This window comes from Clostridium sp. HCS.1, from assembly GCF_047900555.1.
Classification (GTDB): Bacteria; Bacillota; Clostridia; order Clostridiales; family Clostridiaceae; genus Clostridium.
Genome location: NZ_CP170704.1, coordinates 2791074 through 2813146, shown reverse-complemented (window position 1 = coordinate 2813146; position 22073 = coordinate 2791074). Strand labels below are relative to the sequence as shown.

At 27.2% G+C, this 22073-nt stretch carries 20 protein-coding genes, 1 tRNA gene and 1 other RNA gene; 18 read left to right on the top strand and 4 right to left on the bottom strand.

Features of this window, described 5'->3' with window-relative positions; translation table 11 throughout:
* Positions 1 to 73 precede the first annotated feature (73 nt).
* Positions 74 to 1135, bottom strand: a complete 1062-nt coding sequence (locus ACFYH6_RS13380) for a CotS family spore coat protein (protein WP_316343833.1) — start codon at positions 1133 to 1135, stop codon at positions 74 to 76.
* A gap of 144 nt (positions 1136 to 1279) precedes the next feature.
* Here ACFYH6_RS13380 and ACFYH6_RS13375 point away from each other — a divergent pair, with 144 nt between their 5' ends.
* From ACFYH6_RS13375 to ACFYH6_RS13315, 13 genes are all read left to right on the top strand, one after another.
* Positions 1280 to 2311 carry a deoxyguanosinetriphosphate triphosphohydrolase gene (locus ACFYH6_RS13375; protein ID WP_316343832.1) on the top strand — a complete coding sequence of 344 codons (1032 nt, stop codon included), beginning with the start codon at positions 1280 to 1282 and terminating at the stop codon, positions 2309 to 2311.
* Between the two features lie 174 nt (positions 2312 to 2485).
* Positions 2486 to 4243 (top strand): DNA primase, encoded by a 1758-nt coding sequence (dnaG, locus tag ACFYH6_RS13370; protein ID WP_316343831.1) that lies wholly within the window; start codon positions 2486 to 2488, stop codon positions 4241 to 4243.
* A gap of 45 nt (positions 4244 to 4288) precedes the next feature.
* Positions 4289 to 5395, top strand: a complete 1107-nt coding sequence (rpoD, locus tag ACFYH6_RS13365) for an RNA polymerase sigma factor RpoD (protein WP_316343830.1) — start codon at positions 4289 to 4291, stop codon at positions 5393 to 5395.
* A gap of 44 nt (positions 5396 to 5439) precedes the next feature.
* Positions 5440 to 6132, top strand: coding sequence for a tRNA (adenine(22)-N(1))-methyltransferase (locus ACFYH6_RS13360; RefSeq protein ID WP_416178390.1), 693 nt, complete (start codon positions 5440 to 5442; stop codon positions 6130 to 6132).
* A 12-nt stretch (positions 6133 to 6144) separates the two neighbouring features.
* Positions 6145 to 6936: a Nif3-like dinuclear metal center hexameric protein gene (locus ACFYH6_RS13355; RefSeq protein ID WP_416178391.1), complete on the top strand. Its 792-nt coding sequence runs from the start codon at positions 6145 to 6147 to the stop codon at positions 6934 to 6936.
* Positions 6937 to 7130: 194 nt separating this feature from the next.
* Positions 7131 to 7382, top strand: coding sequence for a hypothetical protein (locus tag ACFYH6_RS13350; protein WP_316343827.1), 252 nt, complete (start codon positions 7131 to 7133; stop codon positions 7380 to 7382).
* A gap of 54 nt (positions 7383 to 7436) precedes the next feature.
* Positions 7437 to 7851: RNase P RNA component class A (gene rnpB / locus ACFYH6_RS13345), an RNA gene on the top strand.
* Between the two features lie 607 nt (positions 7852 to 8458).
* Positions 8459 to 8740 (top strand): hypothetical protein, encoded by a 282-nt coding sequence (locus ACFYH6_RS13340; protein WP_316345469.1) that lies wholly within the window; start codon positions 8459 to 8461, stop codon positions 8738 to 8740.
* A gap of 301 nt (positions 8741 to 9041) precedes the next feature.
* Positions 9042 to 10085: an NADH:flavin oxidoreductase/NADH oxidase gene (locus ACFYH6_RS13335; protein ID WP_416178392.1), complete on the top strand. Its 1044-nt coding sequence runs from the start codon at positions 9042 to 9044 to the stop codon at positions 10083 to 10085.
* A 9-nt stretch (positions 10086 to 10094) separates the two neighbouring features.
* Complete coding sequence (locus ACFYH6_RS13330; RefSeq protein WP_416178393.1) at positions 10095 to 10430, top strand: DUF1653 domain-containing protein; 336 nt, start codon at positions 10095 to 10097, stop codon at positions 10428 to 10430.
* Between the two features lie 236 nt (positions 10431 to 10666).
* Entirely contained in the window at positions 10667 to 11425 is a 759-nt protein-coding gene (srtB, locus tag ACFYH6_RS13325) for a class B sortase (RefSeq protein WP_416178394.1), read from the top strand.
* A 150-nt stretch (positions 11426 to 11575) separates the two neighbouring features.
* Positions 11576 to 12361 carry an ion channel gene (locus tag ACFYH6_RS13320; protein ID WP_416178395.1) on the top strand — a complete coding sequence of 262 codons (786 nt, stop codon included), beginning with the start codon at positions 11576 to 11578 and terminating at the stop codon, positions 12359 to 12361.
* 65 nt (positions 12362 to 12426) lie between these two features.
* Positions 12427 to 14580 carry a YhgE/Pip family protein gene (locus ACFYH6_RS13315; RefSeq protein WP_416178396.1) on the top strand — a complete coding sequence of 718 codons (2154 nt, stop codon included), beginning with the start codon at positions 12427 to 12429 and terminating at the stop codon, positions 14578 to 14580.
* 225 nt (positions 14581 to 14805) lie between these two features.
* Here the strand turns inward: ACFYH6_RS13315 and treR are convergent, their stop codons facing one another.
* Positions 14806 to 15519 carry a trehalose operon repressor gene (treR, locus tag ACFYH6_RS13310; RefSeq protein ID WP_416178397.1) on the bottom strand — a complete coding sequence of 238 codons (714 nt, stop codon included), beginning with the start codon at positions 15517 to 15519 and terminating at the stop codon, positions 14806 to 14808.
* Between the two features lie 177 nt (positions 15520 to 15696).
* Here treR and treP point away from each other — a divergent pair, with 177 nt between their 5' ends.
* Positions 15697 to 17133: a PTS system trehalose-specific EIIBC component gene (treP, locus tag ACFYH6_RS13305; protein ID WP_416178398.1), complete on the top strand. Its 1437-nt coding sequence runs from the start codon at positions 15697 to 15699 to the stop codon at positions 17131 to 17133.
* A 54-nt stretch (positions 17134 to 17187) separates the two neighbouring features.
* Positions 17188 to 18852: an alpha,alpha-phosphotrehalase gene (gene treC / locus ACFYH6_RS13300; RefSeq protein WP_416178399.1), complete on the top strand. Its 1665-nt coding sequence runs from the start codon at positions 17188 to 17190 to the stop codon at positions 18850 to 18852.
* Between the two features lie 83 nt (positions 18853 to 18935).
* Here treC and ACFYH6_RS13295 read toward each other — a convergent pair whose 3' ends face one another.
* A complete protein-coding gene (locus tag ACFYH6_RS13295; RefSeq protein WP_416178400.1) occupies positions 18936 to 19457 on the bottom strand; it encodes a hypothetical protein in 522 nt (173 codons plus the stop codon).
* Positions 19458 to 19572: 115 nt separating this feature from the next.
* Between ACFYH6_RS13295 and ACFYH6_RS13290 the strand changes: the two genes are divergently transcribed.
* A tRNA-Leu gene (locus tag ACFYH6_RS13290) sits at positions 19573 to 19658 on the top strand.
* Positions 19659 to 19769: 111 nt separating this feature from the next.
* On the opposite strand, the gene ACFYH6_RS13285 is transcribed toward ACFYH6_RS13290, so the two are convergent.
* Complete coding sequence (locus tag ACFYH6_RS13285; protein WP_416178401.1) at positions 19770 to 20855, bottom strand: serine hydrolase domain-containing protein; 1086 nt, start codon at positions 20853 to 20855, stop codon at positions 19770 to 19772.
* 350 nt (positions 20856 to 21205) lie between these two features.
* Here ACFYH6_RS13285 and ACFYH6_RS13280 point away from each other — a divergent pair, with 350 nt between their 5' ends.
* Complete coding sequence (locus tag ACFYH6_RS13280; RefSeq protein WP_416178402.1) at positions 21206 to 21349, top strand: MerR family DNA-binding transcriptional regulator; 144 nt, start codon at positions 21206 to 21208, stop codon at positions 21347 to 21349.
* A 25-nt stretch (positions 21350 to 21374) separates the two neighbouring features.
* Positions 21375 to 21995 carry an L-2-amino-thiazoline-4-carboxylic acid hydrolase gene (locus ACFYH6_RS13275; protein WP_416178403.1) on the top strand — a complete coding sequence of 207 codons (621 nt, stop codon included), beginning with the start codon at positions 21375 to 21377 and terminating at the stop codon, positions 21993 to 21995.
* Positions 21996 to 22073 lie beyond the last annotated feature (78 nt).

The following is a 22073-nucleotide window of genomic DNA, read 5'->3' as shown; positions in this document are numbered from 1 at the left end:
GAAACTCCTAATGGAGTTTCTTCTTTAATTTTACATTTTACATTATTCATTTTACATTGTGCCATAGCACATTTTATATTTTAACGTTATAGTAACGTCTAAAGGTATTTATTAGTTCATAGGTAAAATCTAATTGATTCTTACTTTTATGAAGACCTTTGTCCATTAAAGAAATAAAGGAATTCTTATTGCATTTTCGAATATTTTTATAATAATCCCTAGATAATTTCCAAAACTTCTGTGGAAAAGCAATATAAGCTATGATGAACTTTAAATCAGAATCTGTTAATTCATTTTCAGTAATATATGAATCAAGTACCTCTAAGGTTAAATTAATTTGCCAATTGGTATTTTCTCTTTTTAATAATCTTCTTAAAAAATAGGATATATCTCGAGCTGAAAAGTCCATTTTACATTTATCAAAATCAATTAAAGAAATTTCATTGTTAGAAATTAAAATATTTTTATTTACATAATCTCCATGGCAAAGAGAACGTGATAAATTATCTAAATCAATTGATGAAGAAACCTCAAAGGATAATTTGGCAAGTTCTAAGTTATCTTCTATATTGTCTAAAAATAATTTTGAAAATCTATCATTATATCTATGAGCATTATTAATACTTAGTAATAATTGATTAAAATGTTTTGATATGGATTCACTATAATTTTCAAAGCCTTCTCTATTTGCACTTCCATCTATAGGTGAAAAGTTTCTGGAATATTTATGTAATTTTCCAAGAGTTTTAGAAGATAAAATGACATGATTTTTATTATCAAAATCACATTTTTCTCCATTAAGCCAAGGAGTTAAAATGAATAGCATGTCCTTATATTTTACATATCGACTGCCAGTAATAGTTGGAAGTAATTTAGGAACATTAATTCCGTTTCTATAGCACCACTCCATAGTTGAATATACGTATAAAAGATTTTCTTCATTATAATATACTTTCTTTAAGCAATAGGTTTGGTCACTATGCTCTATTTTATAAACAGCTCTTTGTTTTTCGGTATTTTTAAACTTAACATTAATAACAGAAGAATTTTCTAAGTTATAGTAAATTAATATATTATTCTTTAATTCATCTATTGGAAGTAATTCATCATTTATATTTAGCAGCAAGCTTTCCATTATTCTCTCCTTTATAATTACTTATTATTAAGATATTACTTAAAAAAAGAAAATATTCTAGGTATTAAATATATTACTTATAAATATGTTTAAATAGAGGAAAATAGAGAAAAATATAGAATATGTTATAAAGAGGTGAGATAGATGAATGTAAGAGAAAAAATGGAAGATATTGAAAGGTTGACATTAATTTCTCAAGCACAATTTAGTAGTAAAACACTAGGAAGAAAAATTGAAGAAGAAAGTGATCCAATGAGAACTTGTTTTATGGTAGATAGAGATAGGATAATTCACAGTAAATCCTTTAGACGTTTAAAGCATAAGACACAAGTTTATATAAAAACCTTTGGTGACCATTATAGAACAAGATTAACTCATACATTAGAAGTATCTCAAATAGCAAGGACAATAGGACTAGGCATAGGTTTAAATGAGCAATTAATAGAAGCAATTGCAGTAGGACATGACTTAGGGCATGCAGCCTTTGCTCATAATGGAGAAGAAGTGTTAAATTCATTTTTAGATGAAGGATTTAGGCATAATGAGCAAAGTGTTAGAGTAGTAGAAAAGTTAGAAAAGAACGGAAAAGGCTTAAATCTATCAGCGGAAGTAATAGATGGAATATTACATCATAGCGGTTTAAGTAATAACAATAATAATAAAGCTAAAACTTTAGAAGGAAGGGTTCTTAAAGTAAGTGATAAAATAGCCTATTTAAATCACGATATAGATGATTCAATAAGAGCAGGACTTTTAAGTGAAGATATATTACCTAAGGAAGTAAAAAAGGTATTAGGAGACACACATTCAAAGAGAATAAAGACTTTAGTCACAGATGTAGTAGTAAATACTAGCGAAGCTATAAAAAACAATGAGGTTGATATAGTATTTAGTAATGAAGTTTGGGAAGCTATGACAGAATTAAGAAGATTTATGTTTAAAAATGTATATCTAGGGGATATTTTAAAGGTGGAAAGAAATAAGGCGAAATTTGTACTAGAAAATTTAATTGAGCATTATTATACTCATGTAGATGAGCTACCGGAACTATATAGGGAAATAGCAGAAAAAGAAGGGATAAAAAGAGCTGTTGCAGACTATATATCAGGAATGAGCGATGATTATTGTTTAAATACCTTTAATTCTATATTTGTTCCTAAATTAGTAATATATTAATGTTCAGGATAAAATAATTTTTAAAGAATGAAGGAATTTTAACTGTGATAAAGAATATAAATAAAGAAGATTTAATAAAAAAAATAAAAAAATTTTTTTTAAAGAAGGATTTCTATAAAAAATGTCGAATTAAATATAAGTTGACGAAAATTAATAGTAAGGAGGTGAATCTCCTTGCAGATTTCTGAAGAGATTCTAGAGAAAATTAAAGAAGAAAATGACATCGTTGATGTTATATCTGAATCAGTTAGGCTGAAAAAAACTGGAAGAAGCTTTTCAGGGCTATGTCCATTTCATAATGAAAAATCACCTTCCTTTTCTGTTTCACAAGAAAAACAAATTTACAAATGTTTTGGCTGTGGTGAATCAGGAAATATAATTACTTTTGTTATGAAAAACAAAAATATGAATTTTATAGATGCCGTAAAATATTTAGCAGATAGGGCTAACATAATATTAGAAGATGAAACTAGAGTAAATCCAACTGCAAAAAAGAAAGAATTACTTTATAAAGTAAATGTAGAAGCGGGTAGGTTTTTTTACTCAAATTTAAGATCTGATAAGATAGCCATGGAATATTTTTTAAATAGAGGAATAAGGCAAGAAACTATAAAAAGATTTGGACTCGGATACGCAAAGGATAGTTGGAACAGCTTATTGTTTCATCTTAAAAAACAAGGCTTTAGTGAAGATATATTATTAGAAGCGGGATTAGTTTTAACTTCACAAAAAACTGGTAATAAATACGATAGATTTAGAAATAGAGTAATGTTTCCAGTTTTTGACTATAGAGGAAAGGTAATAGGTTTTGGAGGAAGAGTTTTAGATGATTCTAAACCTAAATATTTAAATTCTCCAGAAACTTTAGTTTTTCAAAAAGGAACTAATTTATATGGGTTAAACTTTGCTATCAAAAGTAATATGAAGGAAAGATACTTCATTATGGTAGAAGGATATATGGACTTAATTACCTTGCATCAATATGGAATTACTAATGTAGTAGCTTCATTAGGTACAGCATTAACTGTAAATCAAGCAAGGTTATTAAAGCGATATGCAGATAAGGTAATAATATCTTATGATGCAGATATAGCTGGGCAAACAGCTACTCTTAGGGGATTAGAAATACTAAAGGATGCAGGCTTTGATGTAAGAGTATTAAGCATTCCACAAGGTAAGGATCCTGATGAGTATGTAAGAAGCAATGGGAAAGATGCATTTATTAAATTAATAAATGAAGCAGAAGGATTAGTAGAATACAGAATAAAAAAAGCTGGAGAAAACATAAATTTCAAAGATAGTAATGACTTAATAAAATATGGGAAAAAAGTTACGGAAATTTTAGCAAAAGTAAATCCAGTAGAAAAAGATATTTATATTAAAAAAATATCTGAAAATACAGGTATAAGAGAACAAGCTTTGTATGATTTATTATCGAGAGAAATGACAAAAAATATTCAGAATCAAGAATTTATGAATAATAAGGAAGAAAATGGAACAAAATTATATAAGGAGCCTGCTTTTGTAAAGGCTGAAAGATCCTTATTGAAATTATGTTTTAATGAAGAATATCTTGATTATATTGTTAATTTAATAAGCCAAGATGAGTTAATTCTTCCAGAACATAAAGAGATTTTTGCTATCATTAAAGATGCTAAAAAGGGAAATATAAATAATATAGAAAACTTTTTAGAATCCAAATGTACAAATATAAAAACTCTTGAGGAAATTGTTAAAATAAATGAACAACAAGTCCTTATTGGTAAAGATAATAAAAGGTTAATTCAGGATTTAATAAAACAGATAGATAGTTATAAGTTAAACGAAAGATTGAAAGAATTAAAACAAAGACAAAAGCTTTTAGAATCACAGGGAAAGATTGAAGAATCAATACAAATTGCTATTGAATTAAATAATTTGATGAGAAGCTAAAGAGAGGTGTAGGTACAGTTGGCAATAACGGAAGGAGGTCAAAATATGTTGGATGAAAAAACAAAAGCTAAGCAAGTTAAAAAGGAAAATGAAGATAGAAGTAATAAAATGAATATAGTTAAGAACTTGCTTGATAAAGGGAAGAAAAGTGGTACTTTAACATATAAAGAAATACTGGATGAACTTGAAAATATAGATTTAGGTCCAGAACAAATAGAAAAGATTTATGAAGTGTTAGAGTCTATGGGAATAGAAGTTATAGGTGAACCAAGTGGCGAAGAAGAAGTAGAAGAAGAATTAGATTTAACTATTCCAGAAGGTATTGCTATTGATGACCCAGTTAGAATGTACTTAAAAGAAATAGGAAAAGTTCCTCTATTATCATCAGAAGAAGAAATAGAGTTAGCAAATAGAATTGAACAAGGTGACCAAAGAGCTAAAAAGAAATTAGCAGAAGCTAACTTAAGATTAGTTGTAAGTATAGCTAAAAGATATGTTGGTAGAGGAATGTTATTCTTAGACCTTATTCAAGAAGGAAACTTAGGTTTAATTAAAGCTGTAGAAAAGTTTGATTACAGAAAGGGCTTTAAATTCTCAACTTATGCTACATGGTGGATAAGACAGGCAATTACAAGAGCAATTGCTGACCAAGCGAGAACTATTAGAATACCAGTTCATATGGTAGAAACTATAAATAAATTAATAAGAGTTCAAAGACAATTATTACAAGAATTAGGTAGAGATCCATTCCCAGAAGAAATTTCAAAAGTAATGGATTTACCAGTAGATAAGGTTAGAGAAATTCAAAAAATTGCTCAAGAGCCAGTATCTTTAGAAACACCTATAGGTGAAGAAGAAGATTCACATTTAGGAGATTTTATACCAGATGATGATGCTTTAGCACCTGCAGAAGCAGCTGCATTTACAATGCTTAAGGAACAACTAATAAATGTCTTAGATACTTTAACTCCAAGGGAAGAAAAAGTACTAAGATTAAGATTTGGTTTAGACGATGGTAGAGCAAGAACTCTAGAAGAAGTTGGTAAAGAATTCAACGTAACTAGAGAGAGAATAAGACAAATTGAAGCTAAGGCACTTAGAAAATTAAGACACCCTTCAAGAAGTAAAAAATTAAAGGATTATTTAGATTAGCACCTACTGGTGCTAATTTTAATTTAGCAAGGAGAAAGAAATATATGGAACTAAGCAAAAGATTAAATTTTATAATTAATAATATTGATAAAACATCAGTTTTAGCAGATATAGGAACTGACCATGGTTATATCCCTTTATATGCTACACAAAATGGTATATGTGACAAGGCTATAGCCATAGATATAAATAAAGATCCTTTAGATAAGGCAAGACTTAACGCTATTTTAGAGGGAGCAGGAGATGAATTAGAATTCAGACTTGGAGATGGATTAAATCCTCTAGAAAAAGATGAAGTGGAAGCAGTTATTATTGCTGGTATGGGTGGAAACTTAATTAGAGACATACTTGAAGAAAGCATTGATAAAGTAACTTCTTTAAATTACTTAATACTAGTTCCTGCACAAAATCCAGAAGTATTAAGAGAATATCTTTATAATAATGATTATGAAATAATATCTGAGAATCTTTGTGAAGAAGATGGGATATATTATGAATTATTTAAAGTTAGAAAAAAAGAAGGAGAATCAATGGGGTTAGATTCAATATATTATGAAATAAGCCCTAAATTATTAATGCAAAAGCATCCATTAATGAAGGATTATTTAAATTCAAAAGTAGATAATTATAAAAAAATACTTAGTTTTATAACAGAAAGTACTGTAAGTGCAAGAGATAGAAGGACAGCAGTAGAAGAAAAAATAAATATAATTTCAAATATGATTAATTATTTATAAGGAAGATTTATTATGAAGAGGGTAAAAGATATTATTGAAATAATGGAGGATTTTGCTCCAGTTAATTTAAAAGAAGACTTTGATAATGTAGGGTTAATGGTTGGTGATAAAGAAAAAGAAGTTAAAAAAATTCTTTTAGCTTTAGATTGTACTTTAGAAGTAATTGAAGAAGCAAAGGAAAAGAATGTAGATTTAATAATTACTCATCATCCCTTATTATTTAGAAAGCCAAGCACTATAACTACTGATACTTTAGTTGGTAAAAAAATTATAGAGCTTATTAAAAATGATATAAGTCTATACTCTAGTCATACGAATTTAGATTCAGCTAGTGGTGGTTTAAATGAAACTATAGTAAATATCTTAGGATATGAATCTAAAGAACTTATTGAAGTAAATAAGAATGCCAGAAATGCAAATGAAGGGCTAGGTAGATTTATTAGATTAGATAAAGAAATATCCTTAGAAGATTTAATAAGAGAAGTTAAAGAAAAATTAAACATAAGTGGATTAAAGGTAGTTAAGGCTTCAGAAAAAGTGAAAAATATTGCTGTAATTAATGGTAGTGGAAGTGACTTTTTCAATATAGCTTATAAAAAAGGTGCTGATTGTATAATAACAGGAGATACTACTTACCACTTTGCAAGTGATTACAAGGAAATGGGAGTTTCTATAATAGATACAGGACATTTCTTATCTGAATGGATAGTTTTCTTAGAAGTAATAAATAAACTGAAAGATAAGCTTAAAGAAGTAGAAATTATTATTTCTAAACATAGTGAAGATCCATATACTTTTGCATAATTAATTTATTTAAACTAAATTACAAATAAAGACAAACTTTTTCTAAGATTGTAAAAGAAATTTCTTTTTATATATTTTAAAATAGCTGTGGACTAAAATTTATTCCACAGCTATTTTAAATTTGTTTTTTATTATAACTATTTATAACTATAACACATAGAATAATAACAGGATAACAATTTAGGAGATGTGTTATGAGTAAATCTTATTATAAAAAGAAGAAAGGATCATGGACAAAAGTATTCCAAGATGGGATTAAGGATATATTTGATGGAATAGGGAAAAATATTAGTTCAGGAGGACCAATATTTTTTAAAAATTGTATTAACCCAGGTGCAAGGTTAGTAATATTTATACTTTTAATATTGACTCTTTTACTCTCAGGAATAGGATTTTATACTTGGATTATTCTACTTATGTTAGTGTTAATACTTCAATTTGTTTAAAATGTTAAAAAATTCATTTGTATTATTTATAAAGTTATGATAATATAAGTTTTGCGAGTAAGACATGCAATCGCTGCTAGACTTAGATCTAGGAGAGGAAAGTCGGAGCTCCATAGGGCAGGGTGCTGGATAACGTCCAGTCAAGGCGACTTGAAGGAAAGTGCAACAGAGATATACCGCCTTAAGTAAGAAGGAATACATTCTAATAAATTAGAATGTATAAGTTCCACTAGCCAAATCATAGATTTGGAGTGTCACTTAAGGTAAGGGTGGAAAGGCGAGGTAAGAGCTCACCAGCATCATGGTGACATGATGGCTATGTAAACCCCACCTGGAGCAAGGTCGAATAGGGAAACATTTAGGAGTTGCCCGCTCCGTTTCTGGGTGTACCGCTTGAGCTTATTGGTAACAATAAGCCTAGATAGATGATTGCTTAATACAGAACTCCGCTTATGGCTTGTCTCGTACATGAGAAACACTAGGTTAACGCCTAGTGTTTTTCTTTTTTTTATAATAGATATAAGTACATAAGAAATTATATATGTAAAAAATGGTTAAAAATTGAATAGAAATAGTTGACTATATGTATGTTTAAAAATAAAATATAATTATGGCTTGTTAAAATATAGATAAATCCACCCATATATTTAACAGGCTATTAAAATCTACTATTAATAGATAAACACCTAGTATATTTAATATTAGGTGTTTTTCTATTAAAGAAAAGTCAGAATATGAATAAAATTTATTTTTACGTGGAATAATAATTTCATTGAAAAAATAGAGGTGAAAAAGATGTTATTTATTATACTGACAGCATGGTTATTTGGAGTAGCACTTATTTTAGTATTTTTTAAAGGAGCTAGTAAAAAAGAAAAAAATATATAAATTGATACTAATGTAAATAAAATAGAATATAAATTATTAATGAGAACTCTAGAGATAGAGTTCTTTTAATTATAAAATAAAAGTTATTTTTATAATTAAGGTTACAAATATTCTCTTCCGTAAATATGATGTATATATGAATATGTCTAAGATATGTAAGTATAGTTAATTTAGGAAGGGATATTAGTATGGAAAATTTGTTTACTATATTAATAGTTGCGTTAATAGCTGAAAGTGTATGGGAAACATTAAAAATGATTTGGCAACAAGGTAAGATATGTATAGATAGAATAGGAGCCTTAATTGTATCTTTAGTTATTTGTTTTGGGGTAAAGCTAGATATATTAACATTGCTTGAAATTAAAAGTACAATACCTTATTTAGGAATAGTATTAACTTCTATTTTAATATCTAGAGGATCTAATTTTATCCATGACTTATTGGTGAAGTTAGGACAAGGTAAATCTTAATAGAAGATATAATATTAAGGATTAGCTAAAAACTAATCCTTTTATTTCGGTATCTTTTTATAATATTAAATATAACAATGCCAGGTAGAAAAGCAGTATGTAAAAAATCTACCTGGCAAAAATAATTAACTACTAAATATATGATAAAGTAAAGACAAGTTTTGTGTCAAACTAATATTTTTTATTAGAATAATGATTTTAATTCATTAATAGGTATTATTAATGAATATTAACTACTTGAATTATAAAGTTAGGATAATTATACTAAAATTATAGAATAATATAAGAAAGGTGATTTTTTATGAAAGATTTATTTACCCCTTATGAAATTAAAGGGCTTAAATTAAAAAATAGAATAGTTCTACCTCCAATGTGCCAATATTCTGTAGAAAAGAAGGATGGAATAGCTACAGATTGGCATTTCGTTCATTATGTAAGTAGAGCAGTAGGGGGAGCAGGTTTAATTATTATTGAAATGACAGACGTTGAACCTGATGGACGTATTAGTGATTATGATTTAGGATTATGGTGTGATGAACAAATAGAGCCTTTAAAGAGGATTGTTGATGAATGTCATAAATATGGAGCAAAGGTAGCTATACAAATTGCTCATGCTGGCAGAAAGGCAGAAGATGCAGAAGTTCCAGTGGCACCTTCAGCAATAGCCTTTGATTCAACTTATAAAACTCCAAGAGAGTTAACTACTGAAGAAGTAAAGGAAATGGTTGAGAAGTTTAGAATGTCAACTAGACGTGCTATAAAGGCTGGATTTGATGCCATTGAAATTCATGGAGCACATGGTTACTTAATACATCAATTCCATTCACCATTAACAAATAAAAGAAATGATGAATATGGAAAAGATTTAACTAAATTTGGGGTAGACATAATAAAAGCTGCTAAAAGTGAAATGCCAGAAGATATGCCATTATTAATGAGACTTTCTGCTGTTGAGTATGTAGAAGGTGGATATGGCATAGAAACTTCAACTAAGCTGGCTAAGGCTTATAAAGAAGCTGGAGTGGATGTATTCCATATAAGCTCTGGAGGAGAAGGCCCAATTGGATCAAATGGAGCTCCAGGAAGCAATGCAGGTTATCAAGTGCCATTTGCTAGAGCAATAAAAGAAAACCTAGATATTGATGTAATTGCAGTAGGTAAATTAGATGAGCCAGAACTTGCAAATTCAGTAATAGGGAATGAAGAAGCTGACTTAGTAGCCATAGGAAGAGCAATGCTTAGAAATCCTTATTGGACATTTGACGCTGCTATTAAGTTAAAAAAGAAAACACAAATTCCAAAACAATATACAAGAGCTTTCACTAGAAATATACAAGAGGAATAGGTGATATTAATGAGAAGTATAAAGTATCCTGCAATTTATAAACATTTTAAAAATAATTATTATGCTGTAATGTCTGTAAGTAAAAAAATTAAAGATGAAGTTATAGATAATAATAAAATCTTATTACAAGGCTATCATACAGAACTAAATAAATTAATAAATATCTATAAAATAGGAGATTTATATTATCATGATAATGTATTCGAAGATAGTTTAGTTTTATATAAAGCTCTTTATGATGATAAAGGTATTTATGCTAGACCTATAGATATGTTTTTAAGCGAAGTGGATAGGAATAAATATCCAGATGTAGAGCAAAAATATAGATTTGAATTATTTAATTAGTTATAGGAAACTGTCATTTTAAAATGATAGTTTCTTTTTTTATTATAAAGAATAAAATTGATGTAATATAATTAAAAAAAATAAATTATATATAAAAAAGAGAAGAAAAATGTAATTTTGGTATTATTATGATAAAATATATATTAAATGTGGTATAAAAATAATTATAAATAAGATGAATATTGATATTTATGATTTATATTATGGAGGAGTAGTTTATGATGAGGGGGAAATGGATGAATAAGCTTATTAGAAAAATAGTTTCGTTAATTTTATTAATTATATTTATATTTTCAACATACAATCTTTATAAAATATTCAATGAATATAAGAAAAATAAAGATGTATATAATGATATTAGTGAAATAGTTGTAAATAAAGAAAAAGAAACAAAAGAAGATGTTGATTCCAATATTAATAATATTTTTATAGGAAGCAAGGAGTATGTTGAACTAAAAGCAATAAATGAAGACTATTTATTTTGGCTATATATACCTGATACTAATATAAATTATCCAGTTGTTAAGGCTGATAATAATGAAGAATACTTATATAAGAACTTTAAAGGAGAAAGCAACAGTGGTGGATGCCTTTTTCTTGATTCAAGAAATCTATCAGAAGAAGATGACAATGTAATAATACATGGGCATAATATGAAGGATAAAAGTATGTTTGGTACACTTCCAAAGTTGTTAACCTCTGAATATTTAAATGAAAACAAAAAGATATATATATATTTAGAAAATAAAATTTTAGAATATGAAATCTTTTCTGTTTATGTTAATTCTGGAGAGTATAATCCATATATCACTAACTTTAATAGTGATGAAGAGTATTATGAATATATAAATAATGAAATAAGTAAATCATATTTTAACTTAGAATATATTGATAATGGTAAAAGAAATATATTAACCTTATCAACATGTACAAATGCTACGGGAGAAGAGAGAACAATAGTAAATGCTAAATTAGTGTCAATACACATTAATTAATAAATAATATCTAATTAAATGGAGCTGCTATGACAGCTCTTTATTTTTTGTGGATTTTTATAGATTATTTTTCTTTAATAGAATAGTTTATCATTTTTCATAAAGTTACTTTATAAAATATAAGTAGATAATTAAGTAAGGAGGCTTTATATGAAGAATAAAACTCTATATGAGGTATTTATTGGACTACTAGCTTTAATGGGAATAATAATGATAATTTTAGAATTGATGTATAAGCTTCCTACAATGGTAGTAGAAAGCTTTTACTATATTAACTTAATTATTACTATTATTTTTCTTATAGATTACTTAATACGGTTTATTGCTTCAAATAAAAAGCTTAGATTTATATTTAATAATTTTATAGATATATTATCTGCATTTCCTATTATCTTAATTAAAGAGGTTATTTTTAGCTTAAATTTAGGAAGTACAATAGATATTAACACAGAGCTTAAACTTATAAAACTAATAATTTTATTTATTTTAGCTATAAAATTTAAGAATAAAATTAGAGAAGCTATAAAGGTGAATAAATTCAATTATTTGTTAATTATAACAACAATAATAATAGTATTAGGAGCTGTAGTAATATCTTTGATAGAGGAAATGTCATTTTTAGATGCCATATGGTGGAGTCTTGTAACATTCACTACTGTAGGCTATGGAGATATACTGATTACTACTAAAATAGGAAGAATAGTTGCAATTCTTCTAATGATTTTTGGTATAGGCTTTATAGGGGTAACAACAAGTACTATCGCGGCTTACATAGTAAACAAAGATATACAAAAGGGTAATAAAAGAAATTTTAAAGATGAAACTATTGAATTTATTAAAATAAAAATAGATGATTTAGATAATCTTTCAGATGAAGAGCTTGATAATATATATAAGACATTACGAGTACTTAAAGAAAATAGAAAAAATCACTAATAATTTTAATGATTTAAGAAGAGAATAAATATAGAACTAAAGATAAGCCTTATATGGAGGATAATATGGAAAATATAGTAAAAATATTTGCGAGAGATATTAAAAGTATAATAAAAAATTGGGTTGCCTTAATTATTATTCTAGGGCTTATGATATTACCATCTTTATATGCATGGTTTAATATTAGAGCAAGCTGGGATCCTTATGGAAATACAGGAGGAATAAAGGTTGCAATTGTTAATAATGATAAGGGAGGAAATCTTCAAGATAAATTTATTAATGTAGGAGATGAACTTGTAACTAAGCTTAAAGAGAATACTAGCTTAGGCTGGGAATTTGTTTCTGAAGAAGAAGGAAATAATGGAGTTCATAAGGGAAAGTATTATGCAACAATAATAATACCAGAGGAATTCACAAGTGAAACCTTATCAATAATTAATAATAATATAAAAAGACCTACTTTAATATATAGGGTAAATGAAAAAAGTAATGCAATTGCTCCTAAAATTACTGACAAAGGAATTACTACTATAAAATCCCAAGTTGATAGCAATATTATTGAGACAGTAGACGGATTAATTTTTATGGTATTTAATGAGATGGGAGTAAGTATTGAAGGATCAAAGGATAAAATATTAAAGCTAATAAATGGAGTTATTGACTTAAACAACAAAGTTCCAGAAATAGAGAATATAATAAATGAAATATATAATGGAAGTTCTAGTGCAGAAAATTTAATTTCTAAAGCTAAGGAGAATTTACCATTATTACAAGATACATTAAATTCTAGTAATAGCTTGCTAGTTGATACTAAAAATGCCTTAGAAAAGTCTAAGGGAGCATTAGGCGATGTAGCACCAGTTATTAAGTCAGACTTAGAAGTTATAAATAGAGAGCTTAGCAACTTAGAAGGCCTTATTAATACTGTAATCAACATAAATATAGATAAAAATTCAATTTTAAATGGTCTTGATAATATTAGCATTAAACTTGGTGATATTAATAGTAAAATTAATGGAATAATAAAATCCTTAGAGCCTTTGTCTAAATTTAATAATAACTTAAAAGAAATAATAAATGAATTAAATGCAGTCAGCACAAAATTAAATTCTGCTATAGATATAATTAGTAAAATAAGTGATACAGTTAATAATGCAAGTCCAGTTGATAAAAGTAAACTTCAAGAAATTAAATCATTAATAGAAGCTAATAGAAATATAATAGCAAATATATTAAATAATTATGATTCTTTATATATACCTGCTATAAATAAAGCCATAGATCAATTGACTAATATATCTGATAATTCTATTACCTTATTAAATGAAGCAAAATCAGCAATTCCAGATATAGAAAGTTTATTAAATAGTTTAGACAATGCATTAAAGCTTGGTAAGGGGGATATAGAGAAATTAAATAATGAAATGCCTAAGATTAAAGTAAGCTTAAGCAATATTTCTTCAAAATTATCTTCAATAAATAAAGATGAGGCAATAGATAAGTTATTATCTTTATTAAAAAATGATTGGGAAGCAGTTAGCAATTTTTTAGGAAGTCCTGTTGAGATAAAGGAAGAAGTATTATTTCCTATACCTAATTATGGATCAGCAATGTCTCCATTTTATTCAACCCTTGCTTTATGGGTAGGAGCATTAATTCTAGTTTCTTTATTAACTACAGAGCCTCATGGTTTTAAGGAAGAAATTACATTTAAACCTTATGAAAAGTACTTTGGAAAGTTCCTAACCTTTGGATTTATAGGAATATGCCAAACATTAATTTTGACATTAGGAGATATTTTCTTATTGAAATGTTATGTATTAAACAAAGGGCTATTTATAGGTGTAAGCCTTTTAAGTAGTATAATATTTATATTAATAGTATATACCTTAGTATCAATATTTGGTAATGTTGGAAAAGCGATATCTGTTATACTTTTAGTTATACAAGTGGCTGGTGCTGGAGGAACATTCCCAGTAGAAGTAATGCCAAGTTTCTTTAAAAAAGTAAATCCATTATTACCTTTTACATATTCAATTTCAGCCATGAGAGAAGCAGTTGCTGGAATTGTTAAATCAAACTTAACTAGGGATATAATTATGCTTTTATGTTATGGAGTAATATTTATCTTAATAGGGTTATTCTTAAAGGGGCCTATTAATAAAGCAAGTAAGAAATTTATCGAAAAGTTAAATGAAAGTGGGCTTATAGGACACTGAAGTAATGCATAATGCGTAATGGATAATGCATAATTTAGGAGAAAACTCCTTTCGGAGTTTTTAAGAATGAAGAATGAAAAATTAAGAATGTAGAATTAAGGAAGGAACTCCTTCGGCGTTCCCAAGATAAATGATTCATAATGCATAATTAGTGGAAAATGAAAAAATGAGAGAATGAAAAAATGAAAGAATTATAAAAGGAATTCGGGTTTAACCGAATTCCTTTTATAATCTCTTTGCATAGGTAGAGAAGGTAAATTTATCTGGTCTATGTCTAGATTCTGTATATTCAAATAGTGTTCCATCCTCTAAATAAACATAATTTTTTATGATAGCCACTAAGTTATATCCTTTAAGATTAAGGAGTTTTTTATCTAGGTTTGTTACTTCTTCTACAGAAACTATTTTTTGGGCTCCTACAATTTTTAAATTAATATTATTTTCTAGGTAATCGTAAATTGAATTACTTGCAATATCTTCTGTTAGATTTTTAATTACATCTTTTAAAAAGTAATTTATATCTAATATATTTTCTTCTCCATCTATGATTCTAGTCCTTTCTACATAGAAGACTTTTGAGCCTAATGCAAAACCAGTTTTATTTGAAAGTTTAGCATCAATTATAATTTCTTTAAAACAATGAACTTTAGTTGAGTAACTTATATTATTATTTAAAGAAGCTTCTTTAAAGCTTTGTAATCCACCTACTAAAAATTTGAATTGTTGTTTTTCTAAAACGAAAACACCTTTTCCATGGACACTTGCAACTAATCCTTCAAAAGACAATTGATTTATTGCTCTTCGTACTGTATTTCTACTAACATCAAATAAAGAGGTTAATTCATGTTCAGAAGGTAATTTTTCTCCAGCCTTATATTCATCATTTAATATTTTGTTTTTTATATATTCGTATATTTCTGTATATTTCACCATTTTCATTTAAGCTAAAATCTCCTTTGGACCTTGTTATATAGTATATTATAGCATTAAAGATAAAAATAAAATAGAAAAGAAAGATAAACTTGTTTAAACAACAATTGACATACTTGTTTAAACAAGTTATAATGAAATCGTAAACAAATATGTATTATAAATGGGTATTAAGGGGGAATAGAGATGGTAACTTATAAACAAGAAGCTTTAGACTTACTAGAACTTATAGGAGGAAAAGAAAATATTGCAAGTGCTAGTCATTGTGTAACAAGACTAAGATTTGTTTTAAAGGACGAAAAAGTTGCAAAGGCAAAGGCAAAGGAAATTGAAAATTTACCAAGTGTCAAAGGAACTTTTATTAATGCAGGTCAGTTCCAAGTTATAATTGGAAATAATGTACAAGCCTTTTATAATGATTTAGTTGAAGTAGCAGGGCTAAAAGTAGAGTCAAAAGAAGAAGTTAAAAAAGCAGCTCAAAAAAATATGTCTTTAGTTCAAAGAACCATTGCTGGTCTTGCTGAAATATTTATTCCTATTTTACCAGCAATTATTACTGGAGGTCTTATTTTAGGATTTAGAAATGTTATTGGTGATTTAGCTATATTTGGAGATGGAACACAAACTTTAACAGCATTACATCCGATTTTAGCGGAAATTCATAGTTTCTTATGGGTATTAGGAGAAGCTATATTTCATTTCTTGCCAGTTGCGGTAACTTGGTCAACAGTTAAGAAATTTGGAGGCTCAGAAATTCTTGGTATAGTTCTTGGAATTACATTAGTATCACCACAATTATTAAATGCATATGGATATGCAGAAGCAGTACAAAATGGAGCTGTTCCTTTTTGGAATTTTGGATGGTTTACAATAGATAAAGTTGGATATCAAGCTCAAGTAATACCAGCAATATTATCTGGTATTGTATTGGCAAAAATTGAACTTAAACTAAAAAAATATATACCAGATGTTTTGAAGATGATTGTTATACCATTTACAACTCTTTTAATTACAGTTTTATTATCTTATATAATAATTGGACCAATTTCAAGAGAACTTGGCAATTATATTGCAACTATTTTTAACTATTTACTAACAGGACCTTTTAAGATATTTGGAGCTATAATTTTTGGACTAGCTTATGCACCATTAGTTATTACTGGTCTACATCATACATTTATTGCAGTAGATTTACAATTAATTGCAAATGGTGGAACTATGATATGGCCACTTATAGCTTTAAGTAATATTGCTCAAGGAGCCTCAGCAGTAGCCATATTAATAATATATAAAAAGAATGCTAGAATAAAATCTATAGCAGCATCAGCAGGGATATCTGCATGGCTAGGTGTTACTGAACCTGCAATGTTTGGAATCAACTTAAAATATAAATTCCCATTTATAGCAGCTATAATTGGTTCAGCATCTGCAGCAGTAATTTCAATACTATCAGGAGTATTAGCTAATTCTATTGGTATAGGTGGATTACCTGGATTCTTGGCAATTCAACCTAAGTATTGGATTCCATTTATAATATCAATGGCAGTAGCTGTTGTAGTTCCAATAGTATTGACATTTATATTGAATAAAAAGTTTGGAGCAAATGTTGAAGAAATAGAATAATAAATTAGTGCTGCTTTATAATAATGAAAAATGTAAAATTAAGAGGTGAATAGAATGAAGAAAAATGATTGGTGGAAATCATCAGTGGTTTATCAAATTTATCCTAAAAGTTTTAAGGATAGCAATGGAGATGGATTTGGAGATTTAGTTGGAATAATAGAAAAACTAGATTACTTAAAGGATTTAGGTGTGAAAGTTTTATGGCTTACGCCTATATATGTTTCACCTCAGAATGACAATGGATATGACATAGCAGATTATTATAATATAGATCCTATGTTTGGAAATATGAAGGACTTTAAAAGGCTATTAAAGGAAACTCATAATAGAGGTATGAAACTTATTTTAGATATGGTTGTAAATCATACATCTACTGAACATCATTGGTTTAAGGAAGCGATTAAAGACATTAATAGTCCATATCATGACTTTTATATTTGGAGAGATGAACCTAATAATTGGAGATCTAAGTTTGGGGGATCAACTTGGGAATATGTTGAAAGCCTAGATAAATACTATCTTCACTTATTTGATAAGACACAAGCAGATTTAAATTGGGAAAATCCTAAACTAAGAGAAGAAATATTTAAAATGATGAGGTATTGGCTAGATATGGGGGTTGATGGATTTAGATTAGATGTTATTAATCTTTTATCCAAGGATACTAGATTTTTAGATGATGATTTTAAATCTTCAACTAGAGATGGTAGAAGATTTTATACAGATGGACCCAAAATACATGAGTATTTAAATCTGATGAATAAGGAAGTTTTTTCAAACTATAAAGATATTATGACAGTAGGAGAAATGTCTTCTACCACAATAGAAAATTGTATAAAATATACTAAGCCAGAAAATGAAGAACTTAATATGACTTTTAATTTTCATCACTTAAAGGTAGATTATCCAGCAGGAGATAAGTGGACTTTAGCACCTTTTGATTTTAATATGTTAAAGAAATTATTATTTCAGTGGCAAATAGAAATGGAAAAGGGAAATGGTTGGAATGCATTATTTTGGTGTAATCATGATCAACCAAGAATAGTATCTAGATTTGGAAATGATACTTTGTATAGAGAAGAATCAGCAAAGATGCTTGCAACTGCATTACATTTAATGAGAGGAACTCCCTATGTTTATCAAGGTGAAGAGATAGGAATGACTAATCCAAATTTTAATGATATTAAGGATTATAGAGATGTAGAATCATTAAATGCTTATAAGATATTACTAGAAAAAGGAATAGATAAAGATGAGGTCTTAAATATATTAAAAGGCAGATCTAGAGATAATTCTAGAACTCCTATGCAATGGAATGATATGAAAGAGGCTGGTTTTACAAGTGGAATCCCTTGGATAAAAGTATCAGATAATTTTAATAAAATTAATGTTGAAGCAGAGATAGCTAATGATAATTCAATATTAAATTATTATAAGAAATTGATAGAGATAAGAAAAAAAAATAAAATAGTATCAGAAGGTAAGTTTATACCTATACTAGAAGAACATTCAAAAATTCTAGCTTTTATTAGAGAGTTAAATGGAAAGAAAATATTAGTTGCCTGCAATTTTTATGGAGAAAAAATCATGGCATCATTGGAGTGCATAGAAAACTTAAATGTTAATACTTTGTTAAGTAATTCAGAAGATAATAAAATACAGGAAGAAAATTTATTTTTAGAACCTTATGGAGCAATAGTGTTGGAATTGAAGGATTAAAGAATGAAAGAATGAAGGAACTTTTTAATGGATTCCTTCATTCTTTTATTTTAAAGTATGTAAATAATTATTAGTTTGTAGTTTTAATCTTGTAAAATATCTTTTATAATTAAATCTATTTCAGAGATTTCTTTATCTGTGTATGTAATAATGTCATAATCATAAGAATAATTATCAAGAGCTCTTTCTGTTGAATGATTATTTTGCTCAGATGTTAAATTATTCTTATAATCAACTCTAGTTATATGTATAGATATTGTTTTACCTATATTTTTTAAACATTCTATTTCTCTTGGGAATCTTGCATCTGGAATGATAGCAATATCAAAATCATCTTTAACTAGGCTAAGTATTCTAAGTAGCTCATTGATTACGAAGAATTCATCTTGAGCTCTCATTTTGTCACCTAATTTTTGAAGTATATCTCTTCCAACTTCGTCTTTAAGGCCATTCCAATTATAAACTTGGGTAGCAACCATTTTTAAATAATCGGCATAATGAATAATAAATACTTTTTTTCCTTTTGCCTCAAGAATATTTTTTAGCTTATTTGCAAGTGTGTCTTTACCATGTCCAGCAGGGCCAGAAATTGATATGCATTTCATTAATAGCTTCTCCTTTTCTTTTGATTTTCTAACTTTCTCTAAAGATTATAACATAATATAGTTATTATATATTGAAAAAAATAATATAATAAATTAAAATATATATTATATATTTGCAGATGTGGCGGAATGGCAGACGCATCATCTTGAGGGGGTGACGGGGGAATCCTCGTGCGGGTTCAAGTCCCGCCATCTGCACCATAGACAGGAATTTGTTAAAATTTTTTCGTCTTTGAGTTATAGAAATCAATTGGAAAATTGATTTCTTTATATTTTCAGAGAAGAATCGTTATTAGAAGGAGTATTGCTTACTTAATTGTAATTTAGTTCCTTCATTATTTTTGCACCTATAGCAGTCATTGGTATTTTTTTATAAGGAGAGATATTAGAAAGAATAACTACTCCAATATTTTTTTCTTTATTAAATGCAATATAACTATTAAAATTACTGGTTCCTCCATTATGCCAAATAATATCATTTTTTTCATCAATAATCCAAGCCATTCCTATTTTATCCATATTTATATTCATTTTCTCATATATAAAATTATTATAATTTATTTCTTTTAATTCTTTGCTAGCATTATTTATATAATCTGTATTAGAATTCATATAGAGCTCTAAATATTTTGACATATCATCTATATTAGATATAATTGCTCCGGCTGGAATATATCCATCATCTTGCTTCCAATTCCAATAATCTTTTAAATTTCCAGTGCAAGTAGCAACTTTTGTATTTTCAAGATTTAAATCTTTGACAATGAAATCATTCATTAGAGTAACAAAGTCTTTGTTATAAACTTTTTCTAAAACAAGTCCTATAACAGATATGCCAAAATTTGAATATTCAAATTTATAATCTTTATCCTCCAAATCAATATTTTTCACTGTGTTAAATATATTTTCTTTACTAATACCATAAAAATCATTATCTTCATTAAACTTATTATTTATCATTTGTTTATCAAAATAATAGGATTTATAACCAGAGGTATGAGTTATAAGTCTTTCTATTGTAGGATAATACTTATCTTCATCAAGCTCTAAATATTCACTAATAGAATCAGTAATGTTAATTTTGTTTTCACTTATAGCCCTTGAAAGCAATAGAGATACGAAAGTTTTACTAATTGAGCCAATTTCATAATCATATTTTGTGTATTTTTCTTCTTTTCCATCTTCACCATAAACTCTATAATCGATTGTTCCATCTTTTATTATACCAACGGAAATTTTAGTATTATCATCATTTTTAGTTACATATTTTATCATATCATTTGAACTCATTTTTTCTAATTTACTTAATTGATAAATTTTGTAGATAAATATCGCTATTCCAATGAAAATAACTATTCCTAATAATATTAAAATAACCTTTAAAATTATTTTTTTCACTCCAATTCAACTCCAATTTAAATTATTATTTAGTAATTAGTAATCATTATAATTATATTACTGATTTTTTACTATCAGTATTTACTTGGGGATTTTTATTACCTACATTTACTTGTTCTTATGTTTCTTTCTGAGCATTACTTTTATTGATATTTACTAAAAAATAAACTCCAGTTCCTAGTGCTACAACAATAAAAATAATAACTCAAATTTTTAATTTTTTCTTTTGATGAATAAATTCATGAATTTTAAATTGTATTTACTGAAAATTCCTTTTTTAGTATAATTATATTATAAATGTCGTGTGTAACACTCGGTCAATACTTAAATTATAATTTGTATGAAATTTTATGTATTCAATGAAAGAAACTTGTGCAAAAACAGGACTTAGTTATGACACAATAAAGTTTTATTGTAATGAGGGACTTATTTCTAATGTAAAAAGAGATAAAAATAATTATAGAGTTTTTGATGTTTATAAAGATAAGAAATAGTAATTTATTGAAAGGAAATGATAGTATGAATTATTATCTTATGCCAATGTTAATATGGAATGTATTTGCAAAAAGTTTTCGTAATAATTTATGGATATTTGATATAGATGATCCTAAGAAATTAATTAAATCTGCAAAGTTAAAATATCAAGAAATAATCGGGGGAATTCCAAAGTTTGAAAAGAATGATGTTCTTTTAGTTAATATTCTTAGTGCAGCTCAACTTGCAGCAATTTATCTTTCATTACCAGAAAAAGCTGATGTAAAAGTAGTTGAAAAATTTTATAGTAAGTCAATGAATGATAATAAAATAATGATGATTATTTTAAAAAATACTAAGAATTTTACAAAAAAATATCAAAAAAATCAATTAAAACAGTCTATAAAAAGTAATAAGGCAACAAACCCATACACATGGAGATACAAATTCTATTATGGAAAAAATATAGACAGTTTTGATGCTATCTTTGATAAATGTGGAATATGCGATTTATTCAAAAAGCTAGGAATATTTGATATAGTTCCTGCATTATGTGCATATGATTATGAAATGGCGAAATATACTAATACGATTTTTTCGAGAGAAACTACAATTGCAAGTGGTGGAGAAGTATGTGATTGTCACTACAAAAAGCAAATTGAATAAAAGAGCATATATATGAAATTTCAAAAGTATACAAATAGTTAGTGAGTATGGGCTGTTGCAACAGCCCATATTTTTACT